The organism is Bacillus sp. XF8, assembly GCF_017498755.1.
GTDB lineage: Bacteria > Bacillota > Bacilli > Bacillales > Bacillaceae_G > Bacillus_A > Bacillus_A bingmayongensis.
The window spans coordinates 118,444-130,586 of record NZ_JAGDQK010000003.1 but is presented as its reverse complement, the minus strand read 5'-3'; the positions used below and the strand labels follow the sequence as shown (position 1 = coordinate 130,586).

Below are 12,143 nucleotides of genomic sequence, written 5' to 3'. Positions count from 1 at the left end.
GGGGGATTTCGACATGTTAGAGTTTGATACTACTCAAGATCAATTAGCGAGCATAAAAGTTATCGGTGTCGGTGGTGGCGGAAATAACGCTGTAAACCGTATGATTGAGCATGGTGTACAAGGTGTAGATTTCATCGCTGTGAATACTGATGCGCAAGCATTAAATTTATCAAAAGCTGAAACAAAAATGCAAATTGGCGGGAAATTAACGCGTGGACTTGGTGCCGGCGCAAACCCTGAAGTAGGGAAAAAAGCCGCTGAAGAAAGTAAAGAACAAATCCAGGAAGCACTTCGCGGTGCAGATATGGTCTTTGTAACAGCTGGTATGGGCGGTGGAACTGGTACGGGTGCAGCTCCAGTTATCGCACAAATCGCAAAGGAGCTAGGTGCGTTAACAGTTGGTGTTGTAACACGCCCATTTACATTTGAAGGTCGCAAACGTGCAACGCAGGCTATATCTGGGATTGCAGCATTTAAAGATAATGTAGATACAATCATTGTTATACCGAATGATCGTATTTTAGAAATTGTAGATAAAAATACACCAATGCTTGAAGCGTTCCGTGAAGCGGATAACGTATTACGACAAGGTGTACAAGGTATTTCAGATTTAATTGCTACACCTGGTCTCATTAACTTAGACTTTGCAGACGTAAAAACAATTATGTCTAACAAAGGTTCTGCGTTAATGGGTATTGGTGTTGGAACTGGTGAAAACCGTGCAGCAGAAGCGGCAAAACGCGCGATTTCTAGTCCATTATTAGAAACATCTATCGATGGTGCGCAAGGTGTTCTTATGAATATTACTGGGGGCACAAACTTAAGTTTATATGAAGTGCAAGAAGCGGCAGATATCGTTGCTTCGGCTTCAGACCCAGAAGTAAATATGATTTTCGGCTCTGTAATTAATGAGAGTTTAAAAGATGAAATTGTTGTTACTGTAATTGCAACTGGTTTTGATGATAGTGTTACAGTTCAGCCACCAAAACCATTTGTACGTCCAGTGGCAACTACAAATCACGCTCAACAGCAACAACCAACAGCTCAACCACCAAAACAACGTGAAGTAAAACGCGAAGTGAAACGTGAAGAGCCTGTTGTGCATGAGCGTAATACAGATTCAGATGATATCGATATTCCAGCATTTTTACGTAACCGTCGTAGACGATAAAAAAGAAGGGAGCTTATGGCTCCTTTCTTTTTTTATATTTAACATCCTTAAATATTAATGTGAGTATTTATCCCGCTATTTGAGGGCAGTAAGACCCCCACCTCAAAATTCAGCGAAAGCAAAGAAGTTAGGTGGGGGGCGGGCTGCCCGTAAAAGCCCGATGGTGAGGGCTAATAATCAGTGAGGGATGAAGAAAACCCCCACTGATTAAAGTTTCACTTTATATCATCCTGCTATTTGTAAATAGTAAACTTTTAGAAAGCAATAAAAGAATCACTATATATCCCACGACAGATTATGTCTAGAAACCACAAAATAACAAAAAAACCCCTCCGTAAATTGACACACTTTCCCATTGGATATGCTTTATACTAGTCTCAACTTAAAAAAAGAGGTGAATTGTTTGGTTGTTTACGCCGACGTTGTTTGGTTGTTAAACGCCTGCATTGATTTTCTTTTACTTTTATTGACAGCAACTGTGTTGAAAAAGAAGATCAAAAGATGGAGGCTTGTGCTAGGAGCATTTATAGGTTCTACAATTGTTATTTTTGCCTTTACTCCTTTTGCTTCTATGATGACACACCCAATTATGAAACTAGTGTACTCGCTACTTATTGTGTATACAGCATTTGGATTTTCTACTTTTAGAGATTATACACAGACTGTTTTCACTTTTTATTTTGTAACATTTATGGTAGGAGGAGGGTTAATTGGAACTCATTTTTTCCTACAAACGAATGAAATGGTAGATGGATTAGTTCAGGCGAAAGCAATTTCTTATGGTGATCCAGTAAGCTGGATGTTTGTGATTTTAGGATTTCCGATTATTTATTACTTTTCCAAAAAACGTATTGAAACTGTGGAAGTGACTAAGATTCATTATGACCAAATTGTGCAAGTGAATATTAGACTCGTTGAAAATGAAATTAAACTAGATGGCTTAATTGATAGTGGAAATCAGCTTTATGACCCTTTAACGAAAACACCAGTTATGATTATGCATATTTCATCATTAGAGCATTGTTTACCAACATGGTTAACAGAACAGATTTATTCAAAAACAGAGATTCCGCAAATACCAGAAAATGATTCAGGTTGGGCAACGAGACTACGCTTAATTCCTTTCCGAGCGGTAGGAGTTGATCATCAGTTTTTGTGGGCAATTAAGCCAGATGTTGTTCAAATTCATCATGAAGGAAGCGATATGATCGTAAACAAAGTATTAATCGGTTTAAATACACAGCAATTGTCTACAAATGGAGAGTATCAATGTATTATACATCCAAAAATGTTGATATCACCAAAAGTGACAATCGCTTAATTATGAGAGGTGGGAGAATATGGCGAAAATAAAATTTTATTTCATATATCTTTGGTATAAAGTATTGTTGAAACTTGGAATTAAGACCGATGAAATTTACTATATTGGTGGAAGTGAGGCGTTGCCACCGCCTTTGACAAAAGAGGAAGAAGAAGTACTCCTCAATAAATTGCCCAAAGGTGATCAAGCCGCACGATCATTGCTCATTGAGCGTAACTTACGGCTTGTTGTGTATATAGCCCGTAAATTTGAAAATACAGGAATTAATATTGAGGATTTAATTAGTATTGGAACAATTGGTCTTATTAAGGCTGTGAATACATTTAATCCTGAAAAGAAAATAAAACTAGCAACTTATGCATCACGTTGTATAGAAAATGAAATTTTAATGCATTTACGTAGAAATAATAAAAATCGTTCAGAAGTGTCATTTGATGAGCCATTAAACATTGATTGGGATGGGAATGAATTGTTACTATCAGATGTTCTTGGTACGGATGATGATATTATTACAAAAGACTTAGAGGCTACTGTAGACAGACATCTTCTTATGAAAGCACTACACCAATTAAATGATCGTGAAAAACAAATTATGGAACTCCGCTTTGGACTTGCGGGGGAAGAAGAAAAAACACAAAAAGATGTGGCGGATATGCTAGGGATTTCACAGTCTTACATTTCTCGACTTGAAAAGAGAATTATAAAAAGGCTTCGAAAAGAATTTAATAAAATGGTATAAAGTGGCGCTTGAAAAGCTTGTGTTATCAAGGAGAGTATATAAAACCAATCGGTATTCCGATTGGTTTTATTGTATTTTTTATTTGAAAGTACTAAAAAAACGGTATGCATAAAATTCCCTCCAAAGGAGATACTTTACACTGTACAGCAACTCCCGATAGGAGGGAACACTTTGACGAGAAACAAAGTAGAAATTTGCGGTGTTGATACAGCTAAACTTCCAGTACTAAAAAATGAAGAGATGCGTAAATTATTCCGAGAAATGCAAAGTGGAGAGATAAGCGCAAGAGAGAAATTAGTAAATGGAAACTTACGTCTTGTACTGAGCGTCATTCAGCGATTTAACAACAGGGGAGAATTTGTTGATGATTTATTTCAAGTCGGCTGCATTGGACTTATGAAATCCATTGATAACTTTGACTTAAGCCAAAATGTTAAATTTTCAACATATGCTGTGCCAATGATTATTGGGGAAATCCGTAGATATTTGCGTGATAACAATCCAATTCGCGTCTCTCGTTCACTGCGAGATATCGCGTATAAAGCATTACAGGTAAGAGAAAAGCTTATTGCTGAAAATTCAAAAGAGCCGACAGCGATGGATATTGCAAAAGTACTTGAAGTGACACATGAAGAAATCGTTTTTGCACTTGATGCCATTCAAGATCCAGTATCACTATTTGAACCAATCTATAATGATGGGGGCGATCCTATTTTTGTAATGGATCAACTAAGTGATGAGAAACAAAGGGACGAGCAATGGGTGGAAGAATTGGCGTTGAAAGAAGGAATGAAACGATTAAATGATCGCGAAAAAATGATTATTCGAAAACGTTTTTTTCAAGGGAAAACACAAATGGAAGTTGCCGAAGAAATTGGAATTTCACAAGCGCAAGTATCGCGCCTTGAAAAATCAGCAATTAAACAAATGAATAAAACAATTCAAGGATAAGGTCTCATCATTTTAGATGAGACCTTTTTATGTGCATGATTGAGATTCTGTTCATAGGAAAGATTGCGTGTTCATATAATGACAATAAAGTGAAACTACTGGCAGAAGGAAACTTCTCGATTACAAATAGCAACATAAAAGGGGAGAATGACAATGATACGGATTTCAGAGTTTCAAATTAAGGATGTTGTAAATGTCTCTGACGGAAAAAAGCTTGGAAACATTAGCGATATAGATATTGATCTGAACACAGGGAAGATTCAAGCTGTCATTATTTCAAAGCAAACACGAATGCTAGGGATATTTGGGAAAGAGGCAGAGTTTGTCATTCCGTGGAAGCAAATTGTAAAAATTGGAGAGGATGTAATATTAGTAAGAGCTGATCATGTCAATTCTGTAACAGAATCAATACAAACACCGACAATTTCTTAAAGAATATTACAAATTCCTCTTTTTTTTATGTTGTCATTATGGAAAAATAAAAGTATGGTAAAATAGACAGGAAGTACCATGCTTTTTTATGTTATTTTATTAAAAGGAGCCGCTTTATGAGAGAACCATTTATATATGAGGACGGTATATTGTATTTACAAGCGTGGAAAGAACTTGGAAACATTACTGCAGGATTTACGACAAAAGATGGTGGAGTAAGTACAGGCTCCTTTCAGGCGATGAATTTAGGGTTACATGTGAATGATATGATGGAGAATGTTCATGAAAATAGACGTATTTTAGCGAACAAGTTACAAAAACCATTAGAAAATTGGATTTGTTCAGAGCAAGTTCATGATCATCACGTTGAAAAAGTAGGACAAGGGGAAAAAGGGCGAGGAATCTATTTATATGAAGATGGTATTCCAAATACAGACGGTATTTATACAACTGATACAGATGTATGTTTAACATCTTGTTATGCCGATTGTGTTCCACTCTATTTCTATGCACCATCACATGGTATGATAGGACTGGCACATGCTGGATGGAAAGGAACTGTAAAAGAAATTGCAAAAGAAATGATTCAAAAGTGGAGAGCAGAAGGGGTACCAGTTCATGAGATTTATGTTGCGATTGGACCAGCCATTGGGTCCTGCTGTTATGTAGTTGATGATCGCGTATTATCAGCAGCAAAACAAGCGGTAAACGGACCTGTTCCATATAAAGTGATTTCAGACGGACAATATGCAATTGATTTAAAAGAAATCAATCGTATATTATGCATACAAGCTGGCATAAAAGATGAGCATATTGTGATGTCGTCTCTTTGTACAAGCTGTGAAGAACAATTGTTTTTCTCACATCGCCGTGATCGCGGAAAAACAGGAAGAATGTTGAGTTTCATAAGCTTTAAGGAGGATTGAAAACAAGTGGCAGTGCAAGAAAATTTAATATTCGTAAATGAGGAAATCAAAAAAGCATGTGAGCGAGCAGAGCGCTCGGCACATGAGATTAAGCTTGTTGCAGTAACAAAAACAGTAGGAATTGAAAACACAAATGAAGTAATAGAAGCTGGACTTACTGATTTAGGTGAGAATCGTAATGAAGGTTTTTTACAGAAGTATGAGCATTTCGGTTCAAAAGTAAATTGGCATTTCATTGGTTCGTTACAAACAAGAAAAGTAAAAGAAATTATTAATGAGATTGATTATTTGCATTCATTGGATCGCATTTCACTTGCAAAAGAGATTCAAAAGCGGGCTACAAAAACAGTGCGATGTTTTGTACAAGTGAAAACATCGTCTGAAGAATCAAAGCAGGGGATACCAGCAGAAGAAACAATTGCGCTTATTCGTGCCCTGCAAGAGTTTGATAAAATTGAAGTTGTTGGATTGATGACGATGGCACCATTCACTGAGGAAGAAGCAGAAATTCGTCATTGTTTTAAGGAATTGCGTGGGTTGCAAAAACAAGTGCAAGAACTAGGGTTATCGTATGCTCCGTGTAAAGAGTTATCGATGGGAATGTCAAATGATTATACGATTGCAATTGAAGAGGGTGCTACATATATTCGTTTGGGAACGATTTTAGTAGGGAAAGCGTAAAAGGAAGGAGAATATTATTATGAGTTGGTCAAAAGTAAAATACTTCTTTTTTGACACACCGGAAGAGCGAGAAGCTTACGAAAAGGAAAAGGAGCAAGCTGAAATGAAAAAACAACAAGATCCTCCAGAGCAGCAGGATATTCCACTTACGAAAGCACAGCCGAAACAAAATATTGTAAGTATTGAAACAGCGAAGCAGTCTTCTAAAGTTGTTTTGCTAGAACCGCGTACATATTCAGAAGCACAAGGTATTGCGGATCATTTAAAGGGAAGAAGAGCAGTGGTCATCAATTTGCAAAGGATGTCAACAGATCAAGCTGTGCGTATCGTTGACTTTTTAAGTGGTACTGTATACGCTATAGGCGGGGATATTCAAAAATTAGGACCGAAAACATTTATTTGTACACCTGAGACTGTTGATATTGTTGGGGCCATTTCTGAGTTGTTCGGTGAAGAGGAAGAGACAAATATAAAGAGGTGGTAATACGCCATGACGATTATTTTACAAGCATTGGTCTTGATCATTCAAATTTACTCCTGGGCGCTTATTATCTATATTCTTCTATCATGGTTTCCAGGGGCTAGAGAATCAACATTTGGCGATTTTCTATCGCGTATTTGTGAACCATATTTAGAGCCGTTTCGGAGATTTATCCCACCTTTTGGTATGATTGATATTTCTCCACTTGTTGCAATTATTGCGTTGAGATTGGCTAGTAGTGGTTTAATAAGTCTGTTTAGTTATTTCTTGTAACAAGAGGTTGGATGAATGAGCATCTATGAGCATTTTAGACCAGAAGAAGCGGTCTTTGTAGATAAAGCGTTAGAATGGAAACAGGTAGCTGAAGAATATCATCAAGTGAAATTAACGGATTTTCTTGATCCGCGTCAGCAACAAATTGTTGCTACGATAATTGGTAATCAAGGAGATGCGACTTTGCGACTTTATGGTGCTACGCCAAAAGCGGAAAGGAAAAGAGCTCTTATTTATCCGAGTTACCTTGATTTAAATGAAGAAGAGTTTCAAGTTGAAGTATTAGAAATTGACTATCCTTCCAAGTTTTATACGCTTGAACATAGGCAAATATTAGGTGCATTTATGTCTCTTGGTCTCACAAGAGAAAAGTGCGGTGATATTTTGCTTCAAGAAAATCGTGCCCAAATTATTGTTGCAAAAGAAATTGTTTCATACATTGAAATGAATTTACAATCGATAGGGAAAATGAAGGTCTCACTCTCCTCTGTACAAGCAGAGAAAGTATTGCGATTGCAAGAAGAATGGAGAGAACAGTCTGGAACTGTTTCATCACTTCGATTAGATGTCCTGCTAGCTGAAATGCTCCATATATCACGGCAAAAAATACAGCCGCTTATAAAAAACGGCCTTGTGAAAGTAAATTGGAAAACGGTTGAGCAAACTGCATACGAGTGTTTTCCGGGTGATGTTTTTTCAGTTAGGGGATATGGCCGGAGTAAATTATTTTCTGTAGAAGGAAAAACGAAACGCGACAAATGGAGAGTTTTGTATGGTATACTAAAATGATTAGTTTTTTAGAAGGAAAATCTCTAATTTTGTCGAAGAAAAGATATAATTAAAAGAGGAAAATTTAGATAACTACTTGGAGGTGGCGTTTGTGCCGTTAACACCATTAGATATTCATAACAAAGAATTTGGTCGCGGATTCCGTGGCTATGATGAGGATCAAGTAAATGAGTTTCTTGATCAGATTATCAAAGATTATGAATTGGTCATTCGTGAGAAGAAAGCATTAGAAGAAAAAGTTGCCCAACTAGAAGGGAAATTAGATCATTTCTCTAACATTGAAGACACGTTAAATAAATCTATCGTTGTTGCACAAGAAGCAGCGGAAGAAGTAAAGCGTAATGCACAAAAAGAAGCAAAATTAATTGTACGTGAAGCAGAAAAGAATGCAGATCGTATCATTAATGAAGCTTTAGTAAAATCAAGAAAAGTTGCATTTGATATTGAAGAGTTAAAGAAACAAGCGAAAGTATTCCGCACGCGTTTCCGTATGCTATTAGAAGCACAGCTTGAAATGCTAAACAACGATGATTGGGACAAATTAATTGAGCTAGAAGAAGAAGTGGACGAGCTGTTAAAGAAAGAAGAAACAGTGTAAGCTTGACGTTTTTCTCATTATTACATATAATTTTAAACAACATATTTATTAAGAAAAACGAAGATAGGGATAAGTACCTTTTTCATACCTTATATAGCGAACTGAGGACGGTGTAAGCTCAGGATAAGGAGATAAATGGGAATATCACCCTGGAGTTCCGCGCTGAACAAAAAAGTAAGCGTAGGCGTATATTCGCGTTAAGAATATAAAGAGGACTTTGTATATACATGCATGGTCTACTAGGGTGGTACCGCGGGAGACTTTCTCGTCCCTTTTTGGGGGATGAGAAAGTCTCTTTTTTATTCCATTTTTTAGGGTCTTTCTTTTATACATTCGAGGAGGAATTGAGCATGGAGTATAAAAACACATTACTAATGCCGAAAACAGAATTCCCAATGCGAGGGAATTTACCAAAACGTGAGCCTGCAATGCAAGAAAAATGGGCTGAGATGAACATTTATGAAAAGGTACAAGAACATACAAAAGGTCGTCCTTTATTTGTACTGCATGATGGTCCTCCATATGCGAATGGTGACATTCATATGGGACATGCGTTAAATAAAGTATTAAAAGATTTTATTGTACGTTACAAATCGATGACTGGATACTGTGCACCATATGTACCAGGATGGGATACACACGGTTTACCAATTGAACAAGCTTTAACAAATAAAGGTGTAAAACGTAAAGAAATGACGGTTGCGGAATTCCGTAAATTATGTGCAGAATATGCATATGAACAAGTAAATCGTCAACGTGAGCAGTTTAAACGTCTTGGTGTACGTGCAGATTGGGATCGTCCATATATTACTTTAGAGCCAGCATATGAAGCGCAGCAAATTAAAGTGTTTGGTGAAATGGCGAAAAAAGGTTACATCTATAAAGGACAAAAACCTGTTTATTGGTCTCCAACAAGTGAATCTGCGTTAGCTGAAGCTGAAATTGAATATAAAGATAAAAAATCAGCATCTATTTACGTAGCATTCCCAGTAAAAGACGGGAAAAACGTATTAGAAGGCGACGAGAAATTTATCATTTGGACAACAACACCTTGGACATTACCAGCAAACTTAGGTATTTCTGTTCATCCAGAACTGGAATACAGCATTGTAAATGTAAATGACGAAAAATATATTATCGCTTCTGAACTATTTGACACAGTTTCTAAAACGTTAGAGTGGGAAAATGCTCAAGTTGTGAAAACGATTAAAGGTAGTGAACTTGAGTATACAGTTGCGAAGCATCCATTCTATGATCGTGATTCTCTAGTTATGCTTGGTGAGCACGTTACAACAGATGCTGGTACAGGTTGTGTACATACAGCGCCTGGACATGGGGAAGACGATTTCCTTGTTGGTAAACAGTATGGCTTAGAAGTTCTTTGCCCAGTTGATGATAAGGGTGTATTAACAAGTGAAGCACCTGGATTTGAAGGGCTATTTTATGATAAAGCGAATAAGCCAATCACAGAAAAACTAGAAGAAGTTGGCGCATTATTAAAACTAACATTTATTACGCATTCTTATCCACATGACTGGAGAACGAAAAAACCAATTATCTTCCGTGCGACAGCGCAATGGTTTGCATCTATTGAAGTGTTCCGCAGCGAATTATTACAAGCGGTTGAAGAAACAAAATGGGTACCAGCATGGGGTGAAACACGTCTTCATAATATGGTTCGTGACCGTGGTGACTGGTGTATTTCTCGTCAACGTGCGTGGGGTGTACCAATTCCTGTCTTCTATGCAGAGAATGGCGATCCAATTATTACAGATGAAACAATTAATCATGTAGCAGATTTATTCCGTGAGAACGGTTCTAACGTATGGTTCGAACGTGAAGCGAAAGATTTATTACCAGAAGGATTTACACATCCATCTAGTCCAAATGGCGAATTCCGTAAAGAAACAGACATTATGGATGTATGGTTTGATTCAGGTTCTTCTCACCAAGCTGTATTAGAAGAGCGTGACGATCTGCAGCGTCCGGCTGATTTATACTTAGAGGGATCTGACCAGTACCGTGGTTGGTTTAACTCTTCATTATCAACAGCAGTTGCAGTAACAGGTAAAGCACCGTATAAAGGCGTTCTAAGTCACGGATTCGTACTAGACGGTGAAGGTCGTAAAATGAGTAAATCTATTGGAAACATTGTTGTGCCGAAGAAAATTATGGATCAATTAGGCGGAGATATTTTACGTCTATGGGTATCTTCTGTTGATTATCAATCTGATGTACGTATTTCAGATGATATTTTAAAACAAGTTGCAGAAGTATATCGTAAAATCCGTAACACATTCCGTTTCTTATTAGGAAACTTAGCTGACTTTAATCCAAGTCAAGATGCAGTAGCAGCAGCTGAACTACGTGAAGTGGATCGTTATATGCTAGTGAAATTAAATGACTTAATTACAAAAGTAAAAGAAGCATATGAAACATATGATTTTGCGGCAGTATATCATGCAATTCATAACTTCTGTACAATTGATTTAAGTTCATTCTATTTAGACTTTGCAAAAGACATTTTATACATCGAAGCTGCAAATCATCATGACCGCCGTGCAATTCAAACAGTACTTTATGATGTTCTTGTTGCATTAACAAAGCTTGTAACACCAATCTTACCTCATACAGCTGATGAAGTATGGCCATATATTCCTGGTGTTACTGAAGAAAGCGTTCAGCTAACTGATATGCCAGAAGCTGTAGAAGTAGAGGGTGCTGAAGCGCTAAAAACAAAATGGGATGCATTTATGACACTTCGTGACGATGTATTAAAAGCGTTAGAAGTGGCGCGTAATGAAAAAGTAATTGGTAAATCGCTTAATGCGAGCATTACTTTATTCCCAACTGCGGAAATGAAACAAATGTTAGAGTCTATTAGTGAAGATTTAAAACAATTGTTTATTGTTTCTGAGTACAAACTTGGTGGAACAATGGAAGAAGCGCCAATCGATGCTCCGAAATATGAGCATACAGCTGTTGTTGTAGCGCAGGCAACTGGTGAAACATGTGAACGTTGCTGGGTTGTTTCTGAAACAATTGGTAAAGATGCTGAACATGAAACATTATGTGAGCGTTGTGCAACAGTAGTAAAAGAAAACTATGTAAAATAATGATGTGATAAAAAACTGACTGCTATTACGGTAGTCAGTTTTTTGCATTCAGTAGGGATTTTTCTTAACAGCTGGCAGATGTATGGAAAGTTCGATTGCTTATAGATTTTCTATCAGGCAGGATGAAGTGATTTTTAAGTACTTTCCTATGAAGGAAAAATGTGTGAGCGGTAAGTGAGAAAATTTCGGACACACTAACGGTACATTGCAGCCGGGAGGAATGTACACGTGAATGACATCTACATGGAAATCAAAGAAGAATTGCAATTGATGAAAAAAGAATTACAGGAGCGACTGGCAAAAGAAGCGATGCACACGTACCGTATGGAATTCGGACAAGAACTAGGTTATGAAATGAAGGAAGATGCGAAAAAGAAATTATTTTTACATGATATAAGAGAAGATTTAAAAGATGTTGAACGAGCATTATTTAAAATGGAAATCGACATGTATGGAATTTGTGAAGAAACTGGAAAATATATTCCTGTAAAGCAAATGCAAAGGATGCCAACAGCTCGTACAATTCATGAATTTTTATATGAGAAAGTAAATGTCTGATAGGCACAACGATATTATATTACCTTTTTTCGTTTTATTTTATTCTTCCGTAAAGGTTCATTGTGAAAAGACGGTAGCTATGCTAAAATTTTGAGGTACACTGTCTT

13 protein-coding genes and 1 other annotated feature are annotated in these 12,143 nt (G+C 37.0%); all 13 genes read left to right on the top strand.

The window, feature by feature from the left end; translation table 11 throughout:
• Positions 1 to 13: 13 nt before the first annotated feature.
• The 13 genes from ftsZ (at position 14) to J4P91_RS03775 (ending at position 12,036) form a co-directional block, all read left to right on the top strand.
• The gene (gene ftsZ / locus J4P91_RS03835) at positions 14 to 1,171 is read left to right on the top strand and encodes a cell division protein FtsZ (RefSeq protein ID WP_017151182.1); all 1,158 of its coding nucleotides are present in this window, start codon (positions 14 to 16) and stop codon (positions 1,169 to 1,171) included.
• A 403-nt stretch (positions 1,172 to 1,574) separates the two neighbouring features.
• On the top strand, positions 1,575 to 2,492 hold the full coding sequence (gene spoIIGA, locus J4P91_RS03830; RefSeq protein ID WP_207993014.1) for a sigma-E processing peptidase SpoIIGA: 918 nt from the start codon (positions 1,575 to 1,577) through the stop codon (positions 2,490 to 2,492).
• A 19-nt stretch (positions 2,493 to 2,511) separates the two neighbouring features.
• Positions 2,512 to 3,231 carry an RNA polymerase sporulation sigma factor SigE gene (gene sigE, locus J4P91_RS03825; protein WP_017151184.1) on the top strand — a complete coding sequence of 240 codons (720 nt, stop codon included), beginning with the start codon at positions 2,512 to 2,514 and terminating at the stop codon, positions 3,229 to 3,231.
• A gap of 171 nt (positions 3,232 to 3,402) precedes the next feature.
• A complete protein-coding gene (sigG, locus tag J4P91_RS03820) occupies positions 3,403 to 4,182 on the top strand; it encodes an RNA polymerase sporulation sigma factor SigG (protein WP_017151185.1) in 780 nt (259 codons plus the stop codon).
• Positions 4,183 to 4,335: 153 nt separating this feature from the next.
• Positions 4,336 to 4,614 carry a YlmC/YmxH family sporulation protein gene (locus J4P91_RS03815; RefSeq protein WP_017151186.1) on the top strand — a complete coding sequence of 93 codons (279 nt, stop codon included), beginning with the start codon at positions 4,336 to 4,338 and terminating at the stop codon, positions 4,612 to 4,614.
• A gap of 116 nt (positions 4,615 to 4,730) precedes the next feature.
• Positions 4,731 to 5,540, top strand: coding sequence for a peptidoglycan editing factor PgeF (pgeF, locus tag J4P91_RS03810; RefSeq protein ID WP_207993013.1), 810 nt, complete (start codon positions 4,731 to 4,733; stop codon positions 5,538 to 5,540).
• Between the two features lie 6 nt (positions 5,541 to 5,546).
• Positions 5,547 to 6,221 carry a YggS family pyridoxal phosphate-dependent enzyme gene (locus J4P91_RS03805; RefSeq protein ID WP_207993012.1) on the top strand — a complete coding sequence of 225 codons (675 nt, stop codon included), beginning with the start codon at positions 5,547 to 5,549 and terminating at the stop codon, positions 6,219 to 6,221.
• A gap of 19 nt (positions 6,222 to 6,240) precedes the next feature.
• A complete protein-coding gene (locus J4P91_RS03800) occupies positions 6,241 to 6,705 on the top strand; it encodes a cell division protein SepF (protein WP_003199801.1) in 465 nt (154 codons plus the stop codon).
• Between the two features lie 6 nt (positions 6,706 to 6,711).
• Positions 6,712 to 6,975: a YggT family protein gene (locus tag J4P91_RS03795; RefSeq protein WP_017151189.1), complete on the top strand. Its 264-nt coding sequence runs from the start codon at positions 6,712 to 6,714 to the stop codon at positions 6,973 to 6,975.
• A 15-nt stretch (positions 6,976 to 6,990) separates the two neighbouring features.
• Complete coding sequence (locus J4P91_RS03790; RefSeq protein ID WP_207993011.1) at positions 6,991 to 7,764, top strand: YlmH family RNA-binding protein; 774 nt, start codon at positions 6,991 to 6,993, stop codon at positions 7,762 to 7,764.
• Positions 7,765 to 7,855: 91 nt separating this feature from the next.
• Positions 7,856 to 8,362 carry a septum site-determining protein DivIVA gene (divIVA, locus tag J4P91_RS03785; protein ID WP_016116021.1) on the top strand — a complete coding sequence of 169 codons (507 nt, stop codon included), beginning with the start codon at positions 7,856 to 7,858 and terminating at the stop codon, positions 8,360 to 8,362.
• Positions 8,363 to 8,413: 51 nt separating this feature from the next.
• Positions 8,414 to 8,638 (top strand) — a binding site (T-box leader).
• A 74-nt stretch (positions 8,639 to 8,712) separates the two neighbouring features.
• The gene (gene ileS2, locus J4P91_RS03780) at positions 8,713 to 11,478 is read left to right on the top strand and encodes an isoleucine--tRNA ligase (RefSeq protein ID WP_207993010.1); all 2,766 of its coding nucleotides are present in this window, start codon (positions 8,713 to 8,715) and stop codon (positions 11,476 to 11,478) included.
• Between the two features lie 228 nt (positions 11,479 to 11,706).
• Complete coding sequence (locus J4P91_RS03775) at positions 11,707 to 12,036, top strand: TraR/DksA C4-type zinc finger protein (RefSeq protein ID WP_207993009.1); 330 nt, start codon at positions 11,707 to 11,709, stop codon at positions 12,034 to 12,036.
• The last annotated feature ends 107 nt before the right edge of the window (positions 12,037 to 12,143 follow it).

Bases quoted from the DNA above. Each gene is read 5' to 3' on its own strand.
- J4P91_RS03815 (WP_017151186.1), top strand. From the start codon at position 4,336: ATGATACGGATTTCAGAGTTTCAAATTAAGGATGTTGTAAATGTCTCT.
- pgeF (WP_207993013.1), top strand. From the start codon at position 4,731: ATGAGAGAACCATTTATATATGAGGACGGTATATTGTATTTACAAGCG.
- J4P91_RS03800 (WP_003199801.1), top strand. From the start codon at position 6,241: ATGAGTTGGTCAAAAGTAAAATACTTCTTTTTTGACACACCGGAAGAG.
- J4P91_RS03790 (WP_207993011.1), top strand. From the start codon at position 6,991: ATGAGCATCTATGAGCATTTTAGACCAGAAGAAGCGGTCTTTGTAGAT.
- J4P91_RS03795 (WP_017151189.1), top strand. From the start codon at position 6,712: ATGACGATTATTTTACAAGCATTGGTCTTGATCATTCAAATTTACTCC.
- ftsZ (WP_017151182.1), top strand. From the start codon at position 14: ATGTTAGAGTTTGATACTACTCAAGATCAATTAGCGAGCATAAAAGTT.
- sigE (WP_017151184.1), top strand. From the start codon at position 2,512: ATGGCGAAAATAAAATTTTATTTCATATATCTTTGGTATAAAGTATTG.
- ileS2 (WP_207993010.1), top strand. From the start codon at position 8,713: ATGGAGTATAAAAACACATTACTAATGCCGAAAACAGAATTCCCAATG.